The organism is Actinomyces sp. ph3 (genome assembly GCF_000308055.1).
In the GTDB taxonomy this organism is placed as follows: domain Bacteria; phylum Actinomycetota; class Actinomycetes; order Actinomycetales; family Actinomycetaceae; genus Pauljensenia.
Map to the genome: position 1 here is coordinate 519,374 of NZ_CAGY01000001.1, position 24,313 is coordinate 543,686.

The following is a 24,313-nucleotide window of genomic DNA, read 5'->3' on the forward strand; positions in this document are numbered from 1 at the left end:
CTGTGAAAGCCAATCACGGCGCGGAGCACTGAACCAGTTCACCCTCACCTGTAATACGCAGCTGGCGTTCGGATGCGGAGATGAAAACCGCCTCGCCACGGCCCAGGGTGCACTCCCCGGCCTCGGTCGACAAACTCAAGCGTCCGCGGGTCACCATTGCAATACGAGGCCCTTCACCCGGAACGCGAAGATTGCTGAGGTCAGGGGTGCAGGTCGTCACGGTCAGCTCGAATTCCTGCGCGGGAGCGAGGAAGCGATCCGAGTGTGGGCTGGGATGCTCGGGAGCCAAACGGACGGGAGGGAGCGCAGAGAACTCGGCAATTTCAACCAGTTGTGCACTGTCAACATGCTTGTGGGTCAGTCCCGCTCGAATGACGTTATCCGAGGCCGCCATCACCTCGATTCCCAAACCGCGCTGGTAGGCGTGGATCTGGCGCGGCGGAATATACGCAGCCTCACCGGCACGAAGCGAAACGGGATTCATCAGGAATGCCAAGATGATTCCAGAATCACCACCGTGCACAGCTTCCAACTCGCACACCAATTGATCGGCACGAAGCGAGGGAGAATTTCCTGATTCCAGACGCGCGCGGCAGGCAGCAACAAATTCCTCGACCAAGGCTGGGGTAACGGGTGAATCGATATCGAAAACCCACGAGGCCAAGGAACGCAGGCCCCCGCGCACGGTTGAGAGCTTGAGTCGCCGGCGAAGAAGCTCTGCCAGCTCTCCCTCGAGGCCTTCCAGAAGCCGTCGTGCCTTTCGAGGAACCCGGAAACCAATGAGGGCCTCGAAATCGGTCAAAGCGTAGAGCATTTCGGGCTTATGGTTCATATCCCGATAGGAACGGTTCGGAGCGGTGCGCTCGATTCCCAGCACTTCTTCGCGCAGGAAGCCTTCTCGAGCAATTTCCTTTGTGGGATGAACCTGAAGAGAGAGCGTCTCATCGGGTGCGATGACCTTCATGAGGAAGGGAAGATTGCTTCCAAAGGCGTAGAGGATTCCCGATCCCAAGGCCTTCTTCGGATCCTGTGCGATGAGGTCGCCCAGAGTTGAACCGTCTTGGAGGAGGGTTGGGCCATCTGGGTGATTACCAAACCAGAGTTCAGAAACAGGCCGAGGCCCTGGAGTTTCGCCCAAGAATTCTGCGATTGCGCTCTGTGAGCCCCAATCGTCAAACTTGCGCCAGCCCTGAAGCTGCTGCATCCCGGTCTCCTCAACTTCTCTGTAACAGTGACGTATCCGCGCGTTGTTACAGATGAACTATGGCGTTATTTCTTCACAAAACGCGTGGTATCTGTGAAAAGTTTAGCGTGCACCTTCTTCACGGTCCGCCAAAGCGCGCAGGGCACCGCCGGATTCATAAAGTTGATCCCAAGTTCCAACTTCAACAATGCGCCCCGAATCCATAACGATGATTTGATCCGCATCGCGAATGGTGTCCAGGCGGTGCGCAACAACAATCAAGGTCTTATCGCTGGTGCGACGGCGAATCCCCGCCAGGACGCGGGCTTCGGTTTCGCGGTCAACTTGGGAGGTGGCCTCGTCAAGGATCATGATGGGGGTTTCGCGCAGGAGCGCGCGGGCAAGGGCCAGACGCTGGCGTTGTCCGCCGGAGATGCGCTCGCCCATTTCGCCGACCTTGGTGTCGATTCCTTCGTTTTCCGAGGCGACCCACTCGCTGAGGTCAACCGCCTCCAGTGCGTCCTTCAGTTCGGCATCGCTTGCCTCGGGGCGGGCAAGAAGAAGGTTTGCGCGAATTGAATCGTTGAAGACGTGCGCGCGCTGCGGGGCCAAGGTGACAACAGAACGAATGTGATCTTGAGTGTCCTCACGCAGGTCCACTCCCCCGATGCTGATTGAACCGGAGTCCGGATCCCACACGCGAGCAAGTAGAGCAGCAAGCGTCGACTTACCCGAGCCCGATGCGCCGACGATTGCGGTTGTTGAGCCGGCAGGAATAGTGACAGTCACGTCGTGGAGGACTTGAGGGCGATGGTTCTCGTATCCTTCTGAGTCATCTTGAAGGCCTGAAGCAATAGCAACCTGCGGGTAGGTAAAGTCCACGCCCGTAATCTGAAGATCACCGCTGCCAGCGATGGGGCGAGGGGCCTGCGGATCGGGAACCAGTGGTTCGCGATCGGTCACTGCGAAGATTCGCGCCGCAGAGGCGTAGGCCTGGTCCAGATCCGCGGTGAGATCCTCAACCGCCAAAACCGGTGCAAAAGAGGCCAGCGCAACGCCCAAGGACATGGTGACCTGCGCGATGCTCAGTTTGCCCGAGGGGTAAGCCGAGTAGGCGACAAGGATCTGAGCGACAACAGCCAGGGGAAGCAGTGCTTGGTTAAAGCCTCGTCGAACGGCAATCCAGAAAGAGGTCTTGTGCTGAGCTTGGAAAATGTATTCTTCCAGCTCGTCTGCCATTTCCTTCATGCGATGTTCCTGCGCACCGAAAGCAATGACTTCGCGCACGCCTTGAACCGAGTCGGTGACGTGGTGCGAGAGCCTACCGCGAGTCGCGCGAAGCACTTGCGCAGCTTCGTCAGTGGTCTTGCCACCGACGGTCGGAACACAAATCCCTGCCAGGGCAAGGAAAGGTGCCAGAACAAGAGCATTGAGCGGCGAGATTGCCACGCCCATCCACACGACAGTCCCAATGGGAACGATCACCGCCGTTGCCAGGGGCACCAGGGTGTGAGCGAAGAAGACCTCAACGCGATCGACGTCTTTCGTGACTCGCGACAAAAGGTCACCGGTGTCTGCGCCCTCGGTCATCGCCGGAGCTTGAGGTTCCAGCGAATCAAAGAAGTAGTTGCGCAGGAGAGCCAAAGAACGGAAAGCAACGTAGTGTCCCGCGTATTGCTCAAGGTAGCGGAACAGGGCCTTGAGCAGGGACATGATCACCAGCGCCCACACCACCCATGACAGGGTGACCGAGGCCGGATCCGAGGCATAGGAGCCCAATGCCCATGTTCCCACCGCAAAGAGCGCGATCCCCAAGACCAGCGCAACAATACGCGCAAGTAGAGAGAAAACAAGCGGGAAAAGGACGGGACGAGCGACGCGAATGAGGCGGCGCGAGAGGTCCATGCGCGTGAAGTTCTGGGGGTTCATCGAAGTTCCCCTTCCTTCAGTTCAACCTGGCGGTCTGCGTGGGCAATCGTTGCTCCTCGGTGAGAGATTGTGATGGTCGTACGCCCACGTGCAACGGTATCGATGGCGTTAAGAATCTGTCTTTCACTTTCCAGATCGACGTGTGCAGTGGGTTCATCGAGCAGAAGGATTGGGGCGTCTTTGATAAACGCTCTGGCAAGTGCGACGCGCTGCGCTTCACCGCCTGAGAGAGCCAGCCCCTTGTCACCGACGCGGGTATCCAAGCCCTCGGGAAGCCTCGCCAGAAGATCGTCGAGGCCGACGGTGCGCAATGCCGTGAGGATATCCTCATCGCTCGCTGCGGGGTTGGCGATCAAGATGTTCGCGCGCAACGTGTCAGAGAAAAGGTAGGTGGTCTGTTCGACGACGGCAATTTGCGAACGAACCCATTGCAGGGGCACCTGGGAGATATCAACGCCATTGATGAAGATGGATCCCTCGGTGGGACGGTGGTGTGCCTGGATCAGGCTTGAGAGCGTTGACTTTCCAGCGCCCGAGGTACCCGTGATCGCAATGTGCTCACCGGGGGCGACACGAAGGGAAGCTCCGCGCAGAATCGGGGTATCGGCCTCGTAAGCGAAGGAGACGCTGTCGATGCGCACTTCCCCGGGTGCGGGAAGGACTGTGGGAGCACAAGCACCGTGTTCTGCGGGGTCGATCACCTCTGGGGTTTCGCTGGTGAAGCGCTTGATTTCGCGGGTTGCAGCGATTCCACCCATGCCGATGTAGAAGAATTGGCCGATTCGATCCAGGGGGTCGAGCATGATCGAGGAGAGCAGAACAAGCGTGATAGCTTGGCCCACGCTGAAGCGACCGCCACTCAGGCGCCAGTAGGCAAGAGCTGTCGCACCGGTAATCATTCCCAGTGAGAAAACACCGTCGACAACCAGCAGGACCATCTGGTTTCCGGCAAGATAGCGCATAACTTTGCGGCGAACGTTTTCTGCGGCCTGTGCAAGGGTGCAGCCCACGCGCTTTCCAGCGCCGATGTAGGACAGCGTTGAAAGCCCCTGGATCGCGTCTAGTTCTTGAGCGGCAAGCGCGCGAGAGGACGCACGATACCGTGTGGAAACCGGTCGAAATGCCCTTTGGAAAGCACCGACAGTAAGGGGAACAACGGGAATGGAGATTGCTAGGACCGCGGCCGATACCCAGTCGAAAGTAAATACGACTGCAACGACCATGATCGGCGTGATCAGCGAGGCCAGCATGGGTGCAATGAAGGTGCCTCGATAATTGGAGCTGCGCTCAACACCATCGGTCGCAGTATTAACGATGCGACCCGAGCGTTCTTTCGTGCGCTCGCTGACTCCCAAGCGGAATACCTGGGCGACCATGGCGTGACGTAGACGCGGTTCTTCTGTGCGCAGGCGTGTACCGCCCGAGAATGAGGCGCTAAACGCCATCATTCCTGCTGCTAAGGCAAAGAGCGCAAGGCACCCCAGTGACAGGAGACTGACCTTGCCGTTGATGAGAGCGTCAATGACCGAACCGAGCTCGATATAGAGGATGATCAGGAACATCGCGGGCAGCAGATTCTTAACGATCTCGATCACAGTCGTAAGCCGCTGTTTCGGGTATGGCTGCGGCAGCGCGCTTGGCGAGGCGTTGGACGCGGGTCCCATCGATTCGCTCTCCTCATTGGGCTATATGACGTCATTTCATTATGACGCTACTTAGGACTACCTTAGCTTCTTAATGACAGAAAGTCATATAGAAGGGAAAGCTTCATACCGAAGACGCGTGAGGGGCGTTCGGATCACTCCGAACGCCCCCACAAACTGAAGTTTTACGACGCAAAACTGCGGACACACCGACGCTCAGCAGCGCGGGAAGGCGGCCACGGCCTCGCCAATCGGGTCAGGCCAGACGGTACATCCAGCCGAAGGGATCTTCCGCGCGGCCCATCTGGATATCCGTGATGTCCTTCCAGATCTGGTGGGTGACGGGACCCGCGGGAAGCTCGACGTCGAAATCATCCGACGCAAGGCGAGCAATCGGGGTCACGACCGCGGCGGTACCACAGGCGAAGATCTCAGCGACCGACCCATTCTTAATACCCTCAACCAAGTCGGCAAGAGCGATGGACTCCTCGGTTACCGGCACACCACGCGAACGCAGCAGTCGGCAGATCGCGCTACGGGTGCCACCCTCGAGGATCACGCCGGTGAGCTTGGGGGTACGCACACTTCCATCTGCCATGACGACGAACATGTTCATGCCGCCGAGCTCTTCGAGGTACTTGTGCTCGTAGGTATCCAGGTAGCAGACCTGCTTGAAACCGCGCTCTGCGGCCAGGTTCTGCGGGAGGAGCGAGGCCGCGTAGTTACCGCCGGCCTTTGCCGAACCGGTTCCACCGGGGCCGGCGCGGTGGTAGTGCTTCTCAACCCAAATGGAGACACCGGCCTGAGTGCCCGACTTGAAGTAGGGGCCGACCGGAGAGCCGATGACGTAGAAATCAACCTGGTGGGCGGAGCGCACGCCGAGGAAGGGCTCGGAAGCGAAAGTGAAGGGACGCAGGTAGAGAGAGGAACCTTCAGTACCCGGAACCCACTTTTCATCTGCACGCACGTAGTTCACCAGCGCGGCAACAAAGTCCTCGCGGTCCATCTGCGGCATAGCCAGACGCCAATTCGAGTGGTTCATACGCGCGGCATTGAAACCGGGACGGAATGTCCAAATGCTGCCGTCGGAGTGACGGTAGGCCTTGATGCCTTCGAAGGCTGACTGGCCGTAGTGAAGGACAGCGGCTGCCGGGGAGAGGTCAAGAGGACCGAAGGGAATGACCTCGCGCTGGCCCCATCCGGTTTCAGGCGTCCAGCGCATGTGTGCCATGTGATCGGTGAAAACTGTTCCGAAGTTCAGTTCTTCCATGGCCTTTTCATAATCCGCCTGCGGAGCCGGATTCTGGTTCTGGGTCAGCGGGAAACGACCAGCCAGTTCATCTGCCGAAGGCAGAGGCTCCTCCCCCAATCGCTCCAATTCGGTGGGAGTGTGCTGCGTTTCTGTCATCGTGTCCTCCTCAAAAGCTGAAGTAGCTTCAGAATATTCCCCTTGCGGGGGGCAAGCATTAGGTGGTCCGCCATCTGACCCGTGGCCTCGTCAGCGGCGAATCAGCGCGACCAGGTCGTTTCCGATCTGCTCGGTCGTGCGGACCAAGGGGTCGCCAGCGGCATTAGCGGCCGCACGATTGCGCATGTCTTCTTCAATCGCGTCCATGATCGCGCGCGACTGATCGGCATAGCCGAGGTGATTGAGCATGAGCGCAACAGAGGCGATCGTTGCGCTCGGATCTGCCTTGCCCTGGCCCGCAATGTCGGGCGCCGAGCCGTGGACGGGCTCGAACATTGAGGGGTGTGCACCTTCGGGGTTGATATTTCCCGAGGCCGAAAGACCAACACCACCGGTGACGGCTCCCGCCTCATCGGTCAAGATGTCGCCAAAGAGGTTATCGGTGACGATGACATCGAAGCGGCCCGGATCAGTCACCATGTAGATCGTTGCAGCGTCAATGTGGCAGTAGTCAACGCGGACCTGCGGGTATTCGCGGCCCACTTCCTCGACGATGCGGCTCCACAGGCCACCGGCGAAGACCAAAACATTGTGCTTGTGGACTAGGGTGAGGTGGTGAGCCGGACGGGCTACTGCCTGTTCGAATGCGTAGCGCACCAGGCGCTCCACGCCAAAGGCCGTGTTGACGGAAATCTCCTGTGCGACCTCGTGAATCGTGCCCTTACGCAGGGTTCCACCGTTTCCGGCGTAAAGGCTTTCAGTGCCCTCGCGCACGACGATGAAATCAATGTCGCCGGGGTTGGCCAGCGGGGTCGGGACGCCCGGGTAGTAGTGCGAGGGGCGCAGATTGACATAGTGGTCCAGCGAGAAGCGGAGCTTGAGGAGCAGGCCGCGCTCAAGAACACCTGAGGGAACCGAAGGATCGCCGATCGCACCCAAGAGGATGGCATCGTGCTGGTCGATGACCTCGAGGTCCGTGTCGGTCAGGATCTCACCGGTGCGGTGGTAGCGGCGCGCGCCTAGGTCGAATTCTGTGTACTGCAGCGTGACATCAGAGGGAATGACAGCTTCCAGAGCCTTGATGCCTTCGGGGACGATTTCCTGCCCGATGCCGTCACCGGGGATTACTGCGAGTTTCAGATTTGTCATGTTGCCATTGTTGCGCGGGGGCGGCGGGTCGGCAGAAGGTGTCCATATTTCGGGGTGCGTGGGGCGGGGTCTCATCCCAAGCTATGGTCCTGCAGGCATTGGCGCCACTTGGCGGCATCGACACCACACGGCGGTATTGTCCCCACTTGGCGGCATCGCATAGCCCAAAAACCGCAATGCCAGTCCTCCAAGCGGTGTCAATCGCGCCAACCAGTGTCAATCCGCTCCGATATAGCCAGACTTTGCCGCGAATACCCGGCACGGAGCACTCCAACCAGTCTCAATCCGCCTCGAAGTCACCGGATTCCACCGTAGACGCCACACACGAACCGCGAAATAGCGCTATACCGCCCGAACACCACCCAAAAGATCCGCTTCGCACGCAACAAACTTTTCCACAACGCTGGATTGCAACGATTCATCCACATGTTTTCGGCAGGAAAACACACATCCGCCTCCCTCGCCCCACACTGTCCACTATGAGCACGCAACTGCCGCATGTAACCCTGAGCCATCGCGGGAGCTCCTCCAAAAGTTCCCATCTCAAAGGGCAATTGCGCTTACACCGCGGCGCCCATGTCCGGTTGCCATTCGACCTCAGTCAGGCGAAGCCATGGGAAATCTGGGAGTCAATTGCACTGGCACGAATCATTGCGTCAGTACAGCAAGGAAAAACGACACCACTTGTCGTTGGCAGCTCATCGCTTCTACTCCACGGGGTACAAGGCTGGATCTCAAACCCAAACGTTGAGTTGTATCAGCCGCAGCGCCGGACAAGCCAGCTCATTCCTCCGTGCAGATGCGGAACAATCTCCGTGCCCGCGGCCCTGCGAGTCTATCGGCGCACTCCCCCGATTACCTCGGAACGCACGCAGGTTTCAGGATTGATGACCGAGCACCCCTACGATGCGCTCATCCGCTGCGCGATGCACGATGATGCGCTTCAAGCCTTCGCCCTGGGATGCAGCGCCCTCCACAAGTGGTCTGGGTTTAGTAATTTCTCGCAAGATGCGTGCCGAGGCCGTGCCGAAGTCATTCGAGAGAAGCTCCTTTCGCGTTTGGAACGGGAAAGAGGTCACCGAGGTTGTGTCCGCGCTCGACGGATTCTGACTTCGATTGATCCGGGTTGCGACAACCCTGCCGAGGCCGCACTGGCCTGGGTGGTTCGAGCGCTATGCCCCTACGAGGTTTCGACGCAATATGAGCTCTCAGCAGGTGGCCGACGCTTCTTTGCCGACATCGCAATTCCACATTGCAAACTCATCATCGAGTTCGATGGGATCGAGAAACTGGGTTCAACACAGGGAGAATTCGACCGCGCAAAACGCTCGTGGCTTCAACGCGAGCAAGCTCTGCAAGACCAAGGCTGGCGTTTCCTTCGAGTCAATTGGATAGATTTCAATGATTGGAATGCGCTGCGAGGTCGGATTAGCTCTACGATCGGGGTAGCCTCGCAGCCTATTCCCGCTCGTTTCGCGCTATTGTGGGAGCCTCCAAGCGAGCGTTGCGATGGTGAAGGACGGCGCTTTCGAGGCCACGAGTGGCATGGACAGGATGGGGCGGGCGGCGGTACCCAAGAAGACTCATGGACAACCACCTATGAACCGAACGACAGGTAGTAACAACCGCGCCCCCCACGAATGCAGCATGATCTCCAAGTTCGCCCCAAAATACAGGCAGGAGTCGCCTCTTGACCCCCAAGAATCTACACGCGTAGAATCGTGGCCATCGTCACCGGATACACCGACCGGAACGCTCACCTACCAACCTACGCTGCGAGGAGGCAGCTAATGGCACAATCGAATGAGGAGCTTCAGGCATCGGACCTGAATTTCCAAACCCCTGAGGGCCGAAAGAGCTTCTGGCTCAACATCTTCTCAGTCTGGCTGGGCACGACAATGGAATACGTCGACTTCGCCCTGTACGGACTCGCCGCCGGCCTTGTCTTCGGCGATGTCTTCTTCCCAGAGCAGACCCCAATCATCGCTCTACTTTCATCCTTCGCGACCTACGCCGTCGGCTTCCTCGCCCGTCCACTGGGCGCCATTATTTTGGGCCGTGTCGGCGACCGCCATGGACGCAAGGTCATCATGGTTATCACCGTCGGACTCATGGGCGTTTCAACCACTGCGCTGGGCTTGCTCCCCACATACCGCCAGGTTGGCTGGCTTGCCCCGGCGTTGCTCGTATTCTTGCGCCTCTGCCAGGGATTCGGTGCAGGTGCCGAGCTCTCCGGTGGCGCAGTCATGCTCGCCGAGTTCTCCCCCGTCAAGCACCGAGGCGTAGTCGCTTCACTCATCGGCGTTGGCTCCAACACGGGCACGCTCCTTGCTTCCTCAGTCTGGCTACTGGTCTTGACCATGCCGAAGGAACAGCTCATGACGTGGGGCTGGCGAATTCCTTTCTTGATCTCGATCTTCATCGCTTTCTTCGCAATCTTCCTGCGTCGTTCCATGCAGGAAAGCCCCGTGTTCACCGCATTCAAAGAACGCAAGAAGCGCGAGCAAGAATCTGTTGTCGAAGCCGGTCTTGACGCTCACGAAGGCGGCTGGCGCGCATTCTTCGTCATGCTCGGCCTGCGTATCGGCGAAAATGGACCTTCATACATCGCCCAGTCCTTCCTCGTTGGCTACGTCGTCAAGGCTCTGGCCATGGAGAAAGCCGTTCCGACGACCGCTGTTCTGGTCGCCTCGTTCCTCGGTTTTGCCATCATCCCCTTCTCCGGGTGGCTCTCGGATCGTTTCGGTCGCCGCATCACGTACCGTGTCTTCTGCGCGCTCCTCGTTCTCTACGCCTTCCCAGCCTTTGCTCTTCTGCAATCTAAGGACCCATGGACTGTTGGCGCCGTTATCGTTGTAGGTATGGGGCTGGGATCGCTGGGCATCTTCGGTGTTCAAGCTGCCTATGGCGTCGAGCTCTTCGGCGTTCAGCACCGTTACTCACGAATGGCTGTTGCCAAGGAACTCGGATCGATCCTCTCGGGCGGCACCGCTCCGATGGTCGCCTCGGCGCTCCTTGCAACCTTTAATTCGTGGATCCCGCTGGCAACCTACTTTGCGGTTACAGCCTTCATCGGCTTTGCGACCACTTTCGTTGCTCCCGAGACCCGCGGCCGCGACCTCACTCTCCTTGAGGACGCAATCTAACACCTCCCAAAGGAGCGAATAGACATGGCGAAGCAGCCCACCCGCGACGATGTCGCTCGACTTGCCGGCACCTCAACTGCGGTAGTCAGTTACGTCGTCAACGGTGGGCCTCGCAATGTCCGCCCCGAAACCCGCAAACGCGTCCTCGAGGCGATCGAGCAATTGGGGTATCGCCCGAACGCCTCCGCGCAGTCTCTTTCACGAGGCCGCAGCGATCTCTTTGCGCTCCTCGTCCCCGACCTCGCGAACCCCTACCTCGCCGAGCTTGCCCAACGCCTCGAAGAAGAATTCTTCCGCAGGGACATGGTTTTGGTTGTCGGAGATTCTCATGATGACCAGGACCGCGAGTCGACGATTCTCGAGGCCTTCCGTCGCCAGCAGATCGCGGGGCTCGCCTGGTACGGCGTCACTCAACCGCTCCCTCTGGATCTTCTTGAGGACGCCTCGTTCCCAGTGGTTTTACTCAACGAACCCGACGGTCAGCGCATGGGAAACCACTCGAGGATCACCCGCCTCGTCGCTGACGAACAGGAGGCTGCACGCATTGCGACTGAGCACCTCCTGCAGCACGGGAGGACTCGTGTGGCAATGGTTGCTGGCCCTAAGGGACGCCACAATGCCCGCGAGCGTATTCGTGGGTGGCGTTTGGCTTTGCGTCAGGCTGGGCTCGACGAGGGCGTAGTCATTAATGGACCGTTTACTCGCGCCGGTGGCGTTCAGGCTGCTCAGGCCTTGATCGATTCGGGTGCCGACGCGGTGGTTGTTTCGAACGAATTGCAGGCTACGGGTTTGTTGCGTGAACTCCATCGCGCGGGGGTCGCCGTACCTGAAGATATCGCGGTTGTTGTTCTCAATGGAACGGCACTGTCTGAATTTTTATGGCCGCCAGTAACCAGTGTGGACGTCCCCGTGAGCTCACAGGCCGAGGCGATTGCCGACTTTGTCACTGGAACGGATCGCGCGCGCGACCTGAGCGTGACCTCCCGCTTAACGAAGCGGGCGAGCTGCGGATGCTCGTATTTTTCCAAGGATTGATGATGTCTCTTCCGATCATTGTCGACTGTGATCCCGGAAATGGGATCCCGGGCGCGAATGTTGATGACGCACTAGCTCTTGTGTATGCGCTGCGCCATCCTGAGTTGGATTGCCGGGCCGTGTGGACGGTTTTCGGTAACACGCCTTCTGATACAGGAGCACAGTGCGCTCAAAAGATCGTTGATCGCGCGACGCCTATCGGCCAGACTCCCCCACGCATTCAGCAGGGTTCGACTTGTCCTTTGCAGGCGAGCACGCAACGTTGGGACCAGCAGCGCGAGCAGTACGCCTCGAGCCCAGAGGGAGTAAACGCGTGGGGAGACGGACGATTCGTTCCCGTTGCGGGCGATGGGAATTCCTCCTTTGACGAGGCCGTGGCCGAGAACTTGTTCCGCGATGTTGCGGACGCTGCATCGGCCGCTGCGGCAACATCGGCGAGCCAGAAGGTAACGATTGTTGCGATCGGTCCGCTGACGAATATCGCACGTTTGTTGGTGGCGCATGCTGAGTGCAGCGAGCTGGTTGAGCAGATCGTACTAATGGGCGGCTGCTTTGGTTTTGACGGTCTTGTGGATACGAATTTTGCTGTCGACCCCGAGGCTGCACAGATTGTTTTCGATAGTGCGATACCGCTAACCGTTATTCCTTTGGATACGACTCGGACGACTCACATGTCTGAAGAGCGCTGGGAGCGCATATTGAAGGCTTGTGCGGACAAGGATTTGGCCGAGGCGCTTCAACACTGGATTAATCCATGGCTTGCTTTTTCTCAGCAGACCCGCCCGGTTGATGGCATGTGGGTTCACGACTTAGTGACGCTGTTTGCGCTGACAAATCCTGAGTTGGTCACAATGGAGGATGCTCATTGTGCGGTTAACGCGGCGGGAAAACTGATGCGCTGTGCAGACGGACGCCTGGTTAGGGTTGTGACTGCGGTGGATAACGAGGGTTTGCTGGGAGCTTTGGAGCGAGTCATCGCCGGCCGGAACTAGGTTTTTGATTCACCCGCGCCAAACTGCCCGCAGATGGGGGTGCTTCACAGTAAAGTGAAAGCATGCTTGACGATGCGGTTGCACAGAAATTACGCGCGTTCTCTGAGGAGCGCGATTGGGACCAGTTCCACACGGCCGAAAATTTGGCGAAATCAATTTCTATCGAGGCCGCGGAGCTCTTGGAGTGCTTCCAGTGGTCCTCCGATGGGGATCCCCAGGCGGTCAAGGAAGAGCTCGCCGACGTCCTGACCTACTGTTACTTTCTCGCGATGAAGGTCGGGCTAGAACCCGATCAGATTGTCTTGGAGAAGCTTGCTGTGACGGCCCAAAAGTATCCAGTTGAAAAATCGCGTGGGAGCAGCGTGAAGTATGACCAGCTCTAAACAGCAGATCGCGCAAGCTCGCAGGCACATCCAGATTCGCCAGTTCTCATTCAGTAATGAAGGAGTTGACGCGGTCAAAGATGATGCCAATTCACATCTGCAAAACTGGCCCGTCGTTTACATCATCAACGACAATGAGCGTCTTTACGTCGGGGAAACTCTCAATTTTCTTAATCGCACACAACAGCACCTTCAAAATCCACAGAAAGATGGACTTGAAGAAATCCGTGTGATCTTAGATGACACCTTCAATAAGTCTGTTTGTCTCGATCTTGAGTCCCAATTGATCATGTTGTTCTCCGGGGACGGAAAATTCGAAGTTATCAATAGCAATGCCGGAATCGCAGACTATGACTACTTCGACCGAGCAGAATATCAACTTACTTTCGATCAGATTGTTGAGAACCTCCGTGTACTTGGTTTATTTGATCAAAGCGCCCTGGATATCCGAAATAGCAATTTATTCAAGTACTCACCTTACAAAGCACTGAATGAAGATCAAGTTCTGGTTACTGAAGCAATCATCGACGACTTGTGGCAGTCACTTGAGGAAGACAAACCTTCAGTCCATGTTGTCCAAGGGAGCGCAGGAACCGGGAAAACCATTGTCGGTATCTTCCTAACGAAACTGCTCTCTGATTTGGGATCTTGCGAGCAACACCCTGAAGGTGAATCGGTTTTTGACGACTACTATCAAGAAGGATACCGAGAGCTTTTCCTTGACAAGAAAATTGGCTTAGTTGTCCCCCAGCAAGCCCTGCGCGCCTCGGTAAAACACGTCTTCTCGAAAATATCTTCCTTAAGCCGAGAAATGGTGCTCACGCCTTTCGACGTTGGAGACTCAGACGAGCACTACGACATCCTCATCGTCGATGAGGCGCATCGACTGAACCGTTTTTCAGCGCAGTCGAGCGGAATGATGACAAAGCGCTATAAAGAGATCAATGCCCGACTATTCGGAGATCCCGAATCCGGCCACAGCCAGCTGGACTGGCTGAGGAAACAATGCGATCACCTTATTTTGCTGCTCGATCCTGAACAGAGTGTTCGCCCTCAAGACCTCACACCAAATGAGATTAACGCCTGCCTTGATTCAAGTCGTGCTTCTGGTCGAATCCACACGCTCCACTCACAGCTCCGTATCCAGGGCGACTCCACGGAATATGGGGATTTTCTTGATCGCCTGTTAGCCATTGGGCCTCAAAGCCCAATTGAAATTCCCACAATCGATGGGTACGAACTACGAGTATTCACCGACCTTGATGAAATGATCGAAGAAATCCAGAAGAAAGACAAGGAATTCGGGCTTTCACGTCTGGCAGCTGGATATGCGTGGGAGTGGGTATCGAAAACCAACAAGGAACTATTCGATATTAATATTCCGGGCGCACGACCACTGCGTTGGAACAGCACCGATAAAGACTGGGTTGGCAGAGGTAGCTCTGATGAGGTCGGATCGATCCACACATTGCAGGGCTTTGACCTCAACTATGCCGGTGTAATCATCGGGCCGGACATCGAAGTCGACGAGCATGGTTTCTTACGCGCAAACCGCGAGCGCTACGCCGATAAACGCGGGAAAGCAGACGTTGCTATGGCGCTGAATCCGTCAGAGCGCAAAACCACTGATGAAGATCTGCTCCGCTACATCCGCAATTGCTACCGCGTTCTACTCACGCGCGGAATCCGCGGAACTTACATCTACGCCGGAGCAAGCACCCTCCGCCAGCGTCTTCAAGGTGCCTAAAACTTCGGTCAGAACCCTCTAAAAAGCACCGTGTCCGAGAGCTGTCGATTAGTCGTCAGTTCTCGGACACACGTTCTAGCGGTCCTACCCTCACGAATTCGGGTCGGCGTCGATTGCTCCTTGAACGTCGTTGAACAGCAGGTTCGAGATCTCCACCTGCACGATCTCCACATTCGGCACATCGTGCAGCAGCAGCGGGTCATCGGCCGAGGTCTGCAAGGCCAAAGTTCCACATCCGAACAGGCGATCGTTCAGATCCTTGACCATCTGGATATCCGAGATACGCGTGAGCGGAAGGTCATGTCCCACTCGCTGGAAAATGCCCGAGCGCGTGATGATCCGCTTCGTCGTCACCGTGTAAGTCGCCGACAACCATTTCAGCCAAGGAACGACGAACAGCGGAATCGCCACGATCACAAAGACGATCCAAATCGCCGACAGCGCCCATTTCCGAGAGTCCACAGGCACAAACACCGATCCAACAATCGCGGCAGCAAGCAGCAATACAACCGCCACGATCCTCCACAGCAGTACCTTGATGTGCGTATGCATGTGGCGAACAACGACTTCATCTTTACTCAAGAGCTTTTTCGACAAACCCATGGCCTCATTCTGCCAGACCGCGAAGAAACCTTCTGGAAATTTCCTCGCCCCACGATCCTGCTAGGCTGAAGCAGTCGAGAGGAAACACATGAACACCCTGGTCACTATCATTCTGGTTTGCGCCGCACTTATCGTTGTCATTGCCGGCCTCCACCTCTTTGTGACCGGGCTTCTGGTCCGCAACCAAGCCGTCCGCCCTCCCCTTGGCCTCTATCTGCGCGATATCCCGGTCGGCTCACACGCATGGAACGCCGGCCATCAAGCCGTCTGGGTCCTCCTCTTCATGGGCGGAGTCCTGGGCACCGCGCAAGGAATCGCCGTCATCACCATGGCCTTCATGCACTCCGCTGGCTCAACCTCAACCAGCCTCATTTTCCTTGTGATGGGTGCGCTCACCGTCGGAGTCCTCGGCTGGAACGCGCGAGCAGGTGCGACCCAGGTTGCGCTGGCGACGATCGAAGAAGACCACTCCTCCGCCGACGAGGCTTAGCCCCCTCTCCTTCCCCTCGCTTCCCTGCCCCCGATAGCAATCCCTCGACCGAAGGAACCGAGGGCACGGAACGTGGACTTGCTTACCTGCCCCCGATAGCGACCTCAACAGACACCGGGGCCGGGGAGCATAATCGCACTCCCCGGCCCCGGCCTCGTATATCAACGGCTGATCAGGCGATCATCAGATCCACGCTCCAGTACGAGCGAAGTAGTACCAGCGGCCATCAATCTTTTGCCAGCCGGTACGCATCTGGCCATCGGTGCCGAAGTAGTACCAGGACAGGCCGATACGCTGCCATCCGGTGGCCATATGACCGTCAGTTCCAAAGCGGTACCAGTGCCCATCGAGATTCTTCCATCCGGTCACCATGCGGCCATCAAGTCCGAAGTTGTACCAGTGGCCATCAATCTGCGCCCACCAGATCTTCATGACACCCGTGCTCGGATCGAAGTAGTACCAGTGACCTGCTTCTTCGAACCAACCATTCGTGCGCGCACCATAGGAGGTGTAGTGGCTCCACTTTCCGTCCTGCTGGTCCCAACCGGTAACCATGATTCCGTCGGCATTGAAACGGTAAGTCGCATCGCCAATGACGACGCTTTGCGAGGCCGCGAAGCTGCCATCCTCGAGCTGCCACTTCCAGCCGTCGGCGGTGTTCACCCAGTGCGCAGGAGTTGTGGAAGGCGCGGGATCGGGAGCCGGGGTCGGTTCGGGATCAGGAGTGGGCTGAGGGGCAGGCATCGGATCGACTGACGGGGAGGGAGCCGGAGTCGGGTCCACCGAGGGAGCAGGTTCCGCCGTGGGAGCCGGTGTCGGCTCTACCGTCGGAGCCGGCGTGGGCGTGGGCTGCGGGTCTACCGAAGGCGTCGGCTGCGGAGTAGGTGCGACGTCTTCACCCGGGTCCGTCAAACCCAGGTAGGCAGCATCAACGCGCATAAAATCAATGTTCTTGTACCCACCGGTCTCATACAGCAGGCCCCAAGTTCCATCATTCAGTGCATGCAGGGTCGAGTAGGCCATGTCGCCGCTCTCGAAGACCCTACCCTCATTCCAGGTGAAGCCATCGTCGTAGGACACACGGATAGTTCCATTCGCGCGGGCAGTCGACGAATCCGCATTCGAGAAGAGCAGAACGCGCGCAGGCGCCGACCCCTGCGGCGCATTCGGGTATGCGCGAATGATCGAGGCATTATTGCGAGGATCCGTCAGGTCCCAGTTGTGGCGGAAGGGTCCCCAGGTTTGGCCGCCATCGTAGGAAATTGCCTCGAGGCGCTGGCCCGCAGTTCCCTGAGTACGCGAGTTGAGCAGCAGGCGACCGTCGGAGAGCTCGACAACCTTATTCTCATCAGCGCTGCCCTCGCTAGGTGCCCCCGGCTTCCAGGTGACGCCGTGGTCATCGGAGTACACGGAAACTGCCATCAGTGAAGTGCTACCAGCATTCGCGACCGCGTACTGCTGAATCAAGCGACCGGCATGCGCGCCGTAGCGCAGCTGAATGCCCTCACCAGATGAAGCAAAACGAGTAAACCACTGGTCGTCATGTCCCTGCGTCACCTGATCAGTAATCGTACGAGGGTTCCCCCACGTCTGACCATTGTCGTGCGACTCGACAACATGTGCGTGAAGGATGTTGCGCGCGTTGGGATCGGTTCCCAGCTGCGACTGGAAAAGTCCCGCATCAAAGGACTTCACCGAGAAGAGGAAGATTGTCCCGGTGCTTCGATCGACGACGAAAGAAGGATCAGAGAAACCGACCTTATTCGCCCCGGGCGTCCCAGCCAGAGCAGTTTGAATCGGCGTCCACGACTTACCGCCATCCTTCGAAATGCGGTAGACGATCGAGTTTGCTTGGGGTGCGTCCTGGCAGGTTTCGGGGCGTCCATCCCACGCGGCGATGATCCAACCGTTGGCGGCCGTGGTCAGCGCGGGGATGCGGTGGCATTTAAAGCCCGCCACCCCGGGCGAGGCCAGGCGAGCGACCTCGCCGATCGCGTAGTCCTTGGGGGTTTCCACCGGGTCGGGTTCAGGTGCGCGAGAGCCGGGAAGAACGGTGACGGCCTCGGCATTGGCGGAAATTCCACCGGTGATCACGTCGTTGCCATTGCGGTCACGGGTCGCCGCCCAGGCCGAGGTCGGGGTGAAGGAACCGGCTGCTAGGTCGGCCTCGGTCACCGTGTGCGTCGCGCTGGTGCACTGCTTGGTGGTGTGTGCAGAAAGATTGTGCCAGCGGCAGTTCGGCGCGCCGGTCGTCAGCACGCCAGAAAGGTTCGACTCCTTCGGGAATACGGTCAGAGCACCATCAGTCTGGTTCGTGTAGGTGAAGGTATACGTGAGGGTGTCCCCTACGTAGACCTTGTCCCCCAGTTTGTCGGTTCGGGTTGCGGTAACGGTGATGGGAGCCGGAGTTGCTTCACTTGCCGAGGCCGTGGCTGCATCGCCAGTTTGTGTGTCAGTTTCGGGGGTTGCCAGTGCCGGCACGGAGAGCGAAGCACACATGAGTGCCGCACCTGAGACGGCTGCCAGGGCCCGCCCATATCGACGGAGGGTCATCTTTGGTCCTTCTGGATGAATGATATGGATGTGAAACCGAAAAGCGACACGTGAGTCAGCTCTCAGCCATCACGTAAGTCATCTTACGAATTCCCAGAATCTCCCAACAGTTACATCAGACTATTTCCTGATCATTTTCAGGGTATTCACACGAATTTTGTTGATGTGCGTGCGAATAAGGGTGGTGGTGCGCATGTGAAGATGGCTTTGACACAGGAAAGCTTCAATAAGCACACGTTGTTCGTAGCTAGCCCGCGGTTTTCTTCGCTTCCTCGGGCAAACAGCGTGGGTTTGTCACACAAAGTCGAGAAATGACGCAGCTTGTCCAAGGCCTCTCCCCCACCCTCCACACGAAGTCAACAAAAGACACAGGCTACAAGGCATGACATCCGCCGACTTCCTGTGTCTTTTCGGGAAGGAAGGGCGAGGCCGGACGAGCGCGAGACGGAGAGAGACTGGCGGCCCCGCGCTCGTACACAAAAACGCTGTGGGCCAGTGCGCATGTGAAAAGCCAACGGGCCGGTGCTAACGCACCGGCCCGTAGCCCTTTGATTAAAACCTCTGTCTTAATCAGTAGTTAGGCGAAGTTAGCAAGTCGGCCAAACCTTAGACCACATCAGCTCAGCGAGCTGCGCTACCTTCGGTGTAGTCCTCATCGGCCTGGGTCCAACCGAAAGCCTTACGCAGCTTCTGGCCGGTGGCCTCGATCGGGTGGGCCTCTTCCTCGGCGCGCAGAGCCTTGAACTCAAGAGCACCATTGTCCTGGTCCTCAATGAAGCGGCGCGCGAAGGTGCCATCCTGAATATCAGTCAGGATGTCGCGCATAGCCTGCTTGGAAGACTCGCCAATGACGCGCGGGCCGGAGATGTAGTCGCCGTACTCAGCGGTGTCAGAGCAGGACCAACGCTGCTTGGTGATGCCACCCTCATTGATCAGGTCGACGATCAGCTTCATCTCGTGGCAGACCTCGAAGTAGGCGATCTCGGGCTGGTAGCCAGCCTCAACCAGGGTCTCGAAGCCAGCCTGGATCAGGTGGGAGACACCGCCACACAGAACTGCCTGCTCGCCGAAGAGGTCAGTTTCGGTCTCTTCGGTGAAGGTGGTCTTGATGACGCCGGCGCGGGTGCCACCGATTGCCTTTGCGTAGGACAGAACCAGGTCCCAAGCCTGACCGGAAGCATCAACCTCAACGGCGACGACGTCCGGGGTGCCCTTGCCCTGGGTGTAGGTCTCGCGGACCTTGTGGCCCGGACCCTTAGGGGCAACCATGATGACATCGTGGCCGGTGGGGACCTCGATGTAGCCGTAGCGAATGTTGAAGCCGTGTGCGAAGAGAAGTGCAGCGCCTTCCTTCAGGTTGGGGGCGACCTGCTCGGCGTACACGTAACGCTGAACCTGGTCGGGCAGGAGCAGGGAGACAACGTCACCCTCGGCGACGGCCTCGGCAACATCCTTCACCTCAAGGCCAGCGGCCTCTGCCTTGGCCCAGGAGGAGGAACCGGGACGCAGACCAACGACCACGTCAACGCCGGAATCCTTCAGGTTGAGCGCGTGTGCGTGTCCCTGTGAGCCGTAGCCAATAACGGCAACCTTCTTGGACTGGATCAGCGACAGGTCCGCGCCGTCATCGTAGATGATCTCTGCCATTGTTAATTCTCCTTTAGTTGATCCGTAATCGAGTGGTCACCGCGGCCGATCGCCACGGCGCCCGATTGAACGAGTTCGGTGACGCCGTAGGGCTCAAGTGCCCGCAGCAGCGCCTCCAGCTTGGGTAGTGAACCGATCGATTCAATAACGACCGCTTCGGGATGGACATCAACGACGTGTGCGCGGAACAAATCCACGATCTGCAGCACCGAGGTCCGGCACGTCTCATCGGCACGAACCTTCATGAGCAGCATGCGACGCTCGACGGCCTCGTCAGGGTTAAGCTCAACGATTTTCAGGACATTAATCAGCTTGCCCAGTTGGCGCTTGACCTGCTCAATGGGGGCGGTATCCGCATCAACAATGATGGTCATGCGGGAAATATCGGGATGCTCGGTCTCCCCCACCGTCAATGACTTGATGTTGAAAGCACGGCGAGCAAACAAACCGGAAACACGGGTCAGCACGCCGGGCTTGTTTTCCACCAGAACAGAAAGCGTATGCCTCATCAGTCTTCCACCTCCCAGTCGGGGGCGATATCTCGCGCGTATCGGATATCGTCATTGGGGACGCCGGCTGCAACCATCGGCCACACCATAGCATCTTTAGAGACCCTAAAGTCCAACAAAACTGGACGATCGTTAATTGACATGGCCCATTCAATGGCCTCGTCAATCTCTTCAGCATTGCGCACGGTCCGCGCGGCCATTCCATAGGCCTGAGCAAGCATCTCAAAGTTCGGGATCTGCTCACCATCTTGCGGGTTCAGGGTCGTGTTCGAGTAGCGCTCACCGTAGAACAGTGTCTGCCACTGGCGGACCATTCCCAACACGGAATTGTTGATCAGGGCGACCTTCACAGGAATTCCATTCACAGTGCAGGTTGCCAGTTCCTGGTTCGTCATCTGGAAGGAACCATCACCGTCGATCGCCCAGACGACCGATTCGGGGGCGCCCACTTGCGCGCCCATCGCTGCGGGGATGCAGTACCCCATGGTTCCCAAACCACATGAAGAAATGAAGTGGGAAGGCTTTTCCAACTGAAGGAACTGAGCGGCCCACATCTGGTGCTGGCCCACACCGGTCACGTAGATCGCATCGGGACCAGCAATTTCCGAAAGCTTCGAGATCACCTCTTGGGGAGCCATGAAACCGTCGGTCGGCTCGCTCCACCCCAGCGGGTACTTCTCACGCAGACGGTTAAGGTAACGCCACCATCCCGACAGGTCCGGGCGCCCCAAGCGCTCATAGGCCTCGGGAAGAGCAGCATTCAAGGCAGCCAAGGCGGGCTTCAAATCCGCAACCACGGCCACGTCTGCGTAGCGGTTCTTCGACATCTCGGCCAGATCGATATCGACGTGCACAATCCGCGCGCGAGGCGCGAAGGAGTCCAGCTGGCCGGTCACGCGGTCATCAAAGCGCGCGCCCAGAGCCACAATCAAGTCTGCACGTTGCAATGCGCCAACCGCGGGAACGGTACCGTGCATTCCCGGCATCTTGAGGTTGTGCGGGTCAGAGTCAGGGAAGGCTCCACGCGCGGGAAGCGTTGTCACGACGGCCGCGTCGGACAGTTCCACCAGCGTGCGCAGTACTTCTTCGGCGCGGGCGCGGACGAGGCCACCGCCGACGTAGAGCACGGGAGCCTGGGCCTGCGCAATTTCCTCGGCGGCGCGAGCAATTTGGCGTGGAACGGGCTCGAATGCGGGCTCGTAGCCGGGAAGCTGCAGCTCAACCGGCCACTGGTATTCAAATTCTTCAACCTGAGCCGAACGGGTGATGTCCACGAGGACCGGACCGGGGCGACCGGTCGAGGCGATATGGAAGGCTTCAGCCAGACGCTGAGGGATCTCGGCCGCGCGAGTGACCAGGAAGGAATGCTTTGCCAAGGGCATCGATGCCCCAACGATGTCAGCTTCCTGGAATGCATCAGTTCCGATCAGCGATGCGCCGACCTGGCCAGAGATCACAACAACCGGGACCGAATCGATATTCGCGTCTGCGATTGCTGTCAAAGTATTCGTTGCACCCGGACCCGAGGTCACGATGGCAACGCCGACCTTTCCACTTGCCAGCGCATAACCCTGCGCGGCATGTCCTGCGCCCTGTTCATGGCGAACCAAGATGTGGTGCAGTGATGAGCTCATCAATGGGTCAAAAGTGGGAAGAATTGCGCCACCGGGCATACCGAAAACGTCGGTGACCCCCAGGGCTTCAAGGGTATTCACAATGGCCTGTGCGCCGGTCATGACCTGGCGTTGTTCTTCAGTCATCATCAGCCTTCCAGTCGGTTCTACGCTTCCGCTTCAAGGAGCACGGTTTGCGCCGCAATTCCTTGCGCGAATCATGGGGTGTTGGCATGAAAAAATCCCCTTCACAGGTGCGGGCGCGTTCTTCTCTGTTCCCGAGGCCGAAAACGCGTAGCGCAAGTGCGCGGGGATTGTGGCGTGCGTTCCATCCGACAATTCACACGGCAGGAATCGCACGCCTGGGTACGATGACCGAGACGAGAATTCCTGAAATGCGAAGCTTCATCACGTCTCTAACCGTACGGGCTTGCGTCACCATCGGCCTTTTGATCTCACAGTGCAAGATAACTGGGACCTTGGCCTCAAAATCGAAAATTTGTCAGACGTGAGCTAAGAGCAATTAGCACCATTTCCGCAGAATCTTGCGAATCGCCCATTTTGTCCTTTTCCAGAAGAGTCAGATACTGAAAACGGATAGAAAAAATCCTGATCACCAGACAATGGAGCCCTCACAGTGGAGATCTTATTTACCAAGCTTGCTGATCAGCCCGTCCTATTCTTGTTCCTCCTCATTGGCGTGGGAATGGCTTTTGGCCACATCAAGATCAAGGGCATCGGACTGGGCGCAGCAGCTGTCCTTTTCCTTGCAATCATCCTGTCCGCATGGGCTGAAACCTACGGAATTCACCTACGCGTCACCCGAGAGCTGGGCACACTTGGCCTTGCGCTCTTCGCTTTCGCTATCGGTATGAACTCCGGCGCTTCCTTCTTCCACAACATCAAGAGCGCGGTCGGACCAATTTTGGCCATGGTTGCCCTTTACGGAGTATCCGCAGCCGCCGGCGAAGTTATCGGCCGCATGTGGGGAATGGACCCCGCACTCATCGCGGGCACCTTCGCCGGGTCGGTAACCAACACTCCCGCCTTGGCCGCTGCTGGCGAGGCCTCGGGAAAGTTGGACCTTGCGACGGTCGGTTATTCGATTGCTTACCTCTTCGGCGTCGTCGGAATGCTCATCGCTTCTGCAGCAGCCCTTTCTTATGGCAAGCGCGATAAAGATGCCCCCTCTCCCCTGGCGAACCGTACGATTCGCGTCGAACGCGGAGACCATCCCTGCATCGGCGATATCCACACAATGATGGGTTCAAAGGTGACCTTCTCGCGTCTACGCCGAGGCGAAACCGGCCCCATCATGCGTCCTTCGATGAACGACACCCTTGACCAGGGCGACTTGGTGACCGTCGTTGGCCCGCGTGAGTTGGTTGCCCGAGTTGCAACTGAACTCGGTCACCCCTCATCGCACTCCTTGATCGAAGACCGCGCCTACTTGGATTTCCGTCGCGTGACGATTTCTAACCCGAAGCTCGCCGGTCATACCGTTGAAGAACTGGGCCTGGCGGATAAATACTCCGCAACAATTTCCCGTGTGCGCCGAGGCGATGTCGATATGATCGCCGAACCCGGACTGATCCTTCAGCAGGGCGACCGCGTTCGTGTCGTGGCACCCACCTCAAAGATGCGCGAGATTACGAAGTTCTTTGGTGACTCTGCACGAGGCCTCTCCGACCTGAACCCAATCGCTCTGGGCGTCGGCATGGCACTGGGCATTCTCATTGGTGAAATCCCGATCTTTACCCCAACCGGCGCATACTTCTCGATTGGTTCGGCTGCTGGAACGTTGATCGTCGGCCTGATCTTCGGACGTCTGGGACGCATTGGTCCCTTCGTGACCGCAATGCCGTTCACGGCCGGTCAGGTTCTGGCAGAGTTCGGCCTTCTGGTCTTCCTCGCACAAGCGGGTGCTAACGCAGGTGGACAGATCGAAAAGGCCTTCACCTCTGGAACCTGGCTGCAGATCCTCTTGCTGGGAATCATCATGACCTCGATCATGGCCATTGGCCTGTACGTCGTCATGCGCTGGTTGTTCAAGATGGGGGGAACGAAGCTCTCTGGTCTACTCGCTGGTGCTCAAACACAGCCTGCAGTCCTTGCCTTCGCAAACTCTCGAACGAATATGGATCCGCGCGTCTCCTTGGGCTATGCGCTGGTCTACCCCGTTGCCATGATCGGCAAGATCCTCGTCGCACAGATCATGGGCGGCATGTAGTCGCACCCTCCCTGCTGTTTCGAGAGCATTCAATCACGCCGCGCTCGAAACAG

General features: G+C 58.0%; 18 protein-coding genes. 8 read left to right on the top strand and 10 right to left on the bottom strand.

Features of this window, described 5'->3' with window-relative positions; genetic code table 11:
- Nucleotides 1-13: 13 nt before the first annotated feature.
- From manA to HGAS_RS02405, 5 genes are all read right to left on the bottom strand, one after another.
- Nucleotides 14-1,204, bottom strand: coding sequence for a mannose-6-phosphate isomerase, class I (manA, locus tag HGAS_RS02385; protein WP_019126324.1), 1,191 nt, complete (start codon nt 1,202-1,204; stop codon nt 14-16).
- A 102-nt stretch (nt 1,205-1,306) separates the two neighbouring features.
- Nucleotides 1,307-3,112 (bottom strand): thiol reductant ABC exporter subunit CydC, encoded by a 1,806-nt coding sequence (cydC, locus tag HGAS_RS02390; protein WP_019126325.1) that lies wholly within the window; start codon nt 3,110-3,112, stop codon nt 1,307-1,309.
- The gene (locus tag HGAS_RS02395) at nt 3,109-4,776 is read right to left on the bottom strand and encodes an ABC transporter ATP-binding protein/permease (protein ID WP_019126326.1); all 1,668 of its coding nucleotides are present in this window, start codon (nt 4,774-4,776) and stop codon (nt 3,109-3,111) included. Before HGAS_RS02395 ends, cydC begins: the two co-directional genes overlap by 4 nt.
- 235 nt (nt 4,777-5,011) lie before the next feature.
- A complete protein-coding gene (locus HGAS_RS02400; protein WP_019126327.1) occupies nt 5,012-6,163 on the bottom strand; it encodes a branched-chain amino acid aminotransferase in 1,152 nt (383 codons plus the stop codon).
- Nucleotides 6,164-6,253: 90 nt separating this feature from the next.
- Complete coding sequence (locus HGAS_RS02405; RefSeq protein WP_019126328.1) at nt 6,254-7,312, bottom strand: 3-isopropylmalate dehydrogenase; 1,059 nt, start codon at nt 7,310-7,312, stop codon at nt 6,254-6,256.
- 815 nt (nt 7,313-8,127) lie between these two features.
- On the opposite strand from HGAS_RS02405, the gene HGAS_RS02410 reads away from it, so the two are divergent.
- The 6 genes from HGAS_RS02410 (at nt 8,128) to HGAS_RS02435 (ending at nt 14,615) form a co-directional block, all read left to right on the top strand.
- Nucleotides 8,128-8,931 carry a hypothetical protein gene (locus tag HGAS_RS02410; protein ID WP_019126329.1) on the top strand — a complete coding sequence of 268 codons (804 nt, stop codon included), beginning with the start codon at nt 8,128-8,130 and terminating at the stop codon, nt 8,929-8,931.
- Between the two features lie 171 nt (nt 8,932-9,102).
- Nucleotides 9,103-10,458, top strand: a complete 1,356-nt coding sequence (locus HGAS_RS02415) for an MFS transporter (RefSeq protein ID WP_019126330.1) — start codon at nt 9,103-9,105, stop codon at nt 10,456-10,458.
- 24 nt (nt 10,459-10,482) lie between these two features.
- Entirely contained in the window at nt 10,483-11,493 is a 1,011-nt protein-coding gene (locus tag HGAS_RS08410; protein ID WP_019126331.1) for a LacI family DNA-binding transcriptional regulator, read from the top strand.
- A 2-nt stretch (nt 11,494-11,495) separates the two neighbouring features.
- Complete coding sequence (locus HGAS_RS02425) at nt 11,496-12,485, top strand: nucleoside hydrolase (RefSeq protein WP_034233555.1); 990 nt, start codon at nt 11,496-11,498, stop codon at nt 12,483-12,485.
- Between the two features lie 62 nt (nt 12,486-12,547).
- Nucleotides 12,548-12,868, top strand: a complete 321-nt coding sequence (locus tag HGAS_RS02430; protein ID WP_019126333.1) for a nucleotide pyrophosphohydrolase — start codon at nt 12,548-12,550, stop codon at nt 12,866-12,868.
- Nucleotides 12,855-14,615 carry a DUF2075 domain-containing protein gene (locus tag HGAS_RS02435; RefSeq protein ID WP_019126334.1) on the top strand — a complete coding sequence of 587 codons (1,761 nt, stop codon included), beginning with the start codon at nt 12,855-12,857 and terminating at the stop codon, nt 14,613-14,615. The genes HGAS_RS02430 and HGAS_RS02435 overlap by 14 nt, the downstream gene beginning before the upstream one ends.
- A 90-nt stretch (nt 14,616-14,705) precedes the next feature.
- Here HGAS_RS02435 and HGAS_RS02440 read toward each other — a convergent pair whose 3' ends face one another.
- Complete coding sequence (locus HGAS_RS02440) at nt 14,706-15,218, bottom strand: PH domain-containing protein (RefSeq protein WP_019126335.1); 513 nt, start codon at nt 15,216-15,218, stop codon at nt 14,706-14,708.
- An 88-nt stretch (nt 15,219-15,306) separates the two neighbouring features.
- Here HGAS_RS02440 and HGAS_RS02445 point away from each other — a divergent pair, with 88 nt between their 5' ends.
- Nucleotides 15,307-15,708 (top strand): hypothetical protein, encoded by a 402-nt coding sequence (locus HGAS_RS02445; protein ID WP_019126336.1) that lies wholly within the window; start codon nt 15,307-15,309, stop codon nt 15,706-15,708.
- A gap of 183 nt (nt 15,709-15,891) precedes the next feature.
- On the opposite strand, the gene HGAS_RS02450 is transcribed toward HGAS_RS02445, so the two are convergent.
- The 4 genes from HGAS_RS02450 to HGAS_RS02465 form a co-directional block, all read right to left on the bottom strand.
- Nucleotides 15,892-18,261 (bottom strand): exo-alpha-sialidase, encoded by a 2,370-nt coding sequence (locus HGAS_RS02450; RefSeq protein ID WP_026066586.1) that lies wholly within the window; start codon nt 18,259-18,261, stop codon nt 15,892-15,894.
- Nucleotides 18,262-18,882: 621 nt separating this feature from the next.
- Complete coding sequence (ilvC, locus tag HGAS_RS02455) at nt 18,883-19,908, bottom strand: ketol-acid reductoisomerase (RefSeq protein WP_019126337.1); 1,026 nt, start codon at nt 19,906-19,908, stop codon at nt 18,883-18,885.
- A 2-nt stretch (nt 19,909-19,910) separates the two neighbouring features.
- The gene (gene ilvN / locus HGAS_RS02460) at nt 19,911-20,417 is read right to left on the bottom strand and encodes an acetolactate synthase small subunit (protein ID WP_009409027.1); all 507 of its coding nucleotides are present in this window, start codon (nt 20,415-20,417) and stop codon (nt 19,911-19,913) included.
- Nucleotides 20,417-22,180: an acetolactate synthase large subunit gene (locus HGAS_RS02465; RefSeq protein WP_019126338.1), complete on the bottom strand. Its 1,764-nt coding sequence runs from the start codon at nt 22,178-22,180 to the stop codon at nt 20,417-20,419. Before HGAS_RS02465 ends, ilvN begins: the two co-directional genes overlap by 1 nt.
- A 487-nt stretch (nt 22,181-22,667) precedes the next feature.
- On the opposite strand from HGAS_RS02465, the gene HGAS_RS02470 reads away from it, so the two are divergent.
- A complete protein-coding gene (locus HGAS_RS02470; RefSeq protein ID WP_019126339.1) occupies nt 22,668-24,260 on the top strand; it encodes an aspartate:alanine exchanger family transporter in 1,593 nt (530 codons plus the stop codon).
- The last annotated feature ends 53 nt before the right edge of the window (nt 24,261-24,313 follow it).

Bases quoted from the DNA above. Each gene is read 5' to 3' on its own strand.
- manA (WP_019126324.1), bottom strand. From the start codon at position 1,204: ATGCAGCAGCTTCAGGGCTGGCGCAAGTTTGACGATTGGGGCTCACAG.
- cydC (WP_019126325.1), bottom strand. From the start codon at position 3,112: ATGAACCCCCAGAACTTCACGCGCATGGACCTCTCGCGCCGCCTCATT.
- HGAS_RS02395 (WP_019126326.1), bottom strand. From the start codon at position 4,776: ATGGGACCCGCGTCCAACGCCTCGCCAAGCGCGCTGCCGCAGCCATAC.
- HGAS_RS02400 (WP_019126327.1), bottom strand. From the start codon at position 6,163: ATGACAGAAACGCAGCACACTCCCACCGAATTGGAGCGATTGGGGGAG.
- HGAS_RS02405 (WP_019126328.1), bottom strand. From the start codon at position 7,312: ATGACAAATCTGAAACTCGCAGTAATCCCCGGTGACGGCATCGGGCAG.
- HGAS_RS02415 (WP_019126330.1), top strand. From the start codon at position 9,103: ATGGCACAATCGAATGAGGAGCTTCAGGCATCGGACCTGAATTTCCAA.
- HGAS_RS08410 (WP_019126331.1), top strand. From the start codon at position 10,483: ATGGCGAAGCAGCCCACCCGCGACGATGTCGCTCGACTTGCCGGCACC.
- HGAS_RS02425 (WP_034233555.1), top strand. From the start codon at position 11,496: ATGTCTCTTCCGATCATTGTCGACTGTGATCCCGGAAATGGGATCCCG.
- HGAS_RS02430 (WP_019126333.1), top strand. From the start codon at position 12,548: ATGCTTGACGATGCGGTTGCACAGAAATTACGCGCGTTCTCTGAGGAG.
- HGAS_RS02435 (WP_019126334.1), top strand. From the start codon at position 12,855: ATGACCAGCTCTAAACAGCAGATCGCGCAAGCTCGCAGGCACATCCAG.
- HGAS_RS02440 (WP_019126335.1), bottom strand. From the start codon at position 15,218: ATGGGTTTGTCGAAAAAGCTCTTGAGTAAAGATGAAGTCGTTGTTCGC.
- HGAS_RS02445 (WP_019126336.1), top strand. From the start codon at position 15,307: ATGAACACCCTGGTCACTATCATTCTGGTTTGCGCCGCACTTATCGTT.
- HGAS_RS02450 (WP_026066586.1), bottom strand. From the start codon at position 18,261: ATGACCCTCCGTCGATATGGGCGGGCCCTGGCAGCCGTCTCAGGTGCG.
- ilvC (WP_019126337.1), bottom strand. From the start codon at position 19,908: ATGGCAGAGATCATCTACGATGACGGCGCGGACCTGTCGCTGATCCAG.
- ilvN (WP_009409027.1), bottom strand. From the start codon at position 20,417: ATGAGGCATACGCTTTCTGTTCTGGTGGAAAACAAGCCCGGCGTGCTG.
- HGAS_RS02465 (WP_019126338.1), bottom strand. From the start codon at position 22,180: ATGATGACTGAAGAACAACGCCAGGTCATGACCGGCGCACAGGCCATT.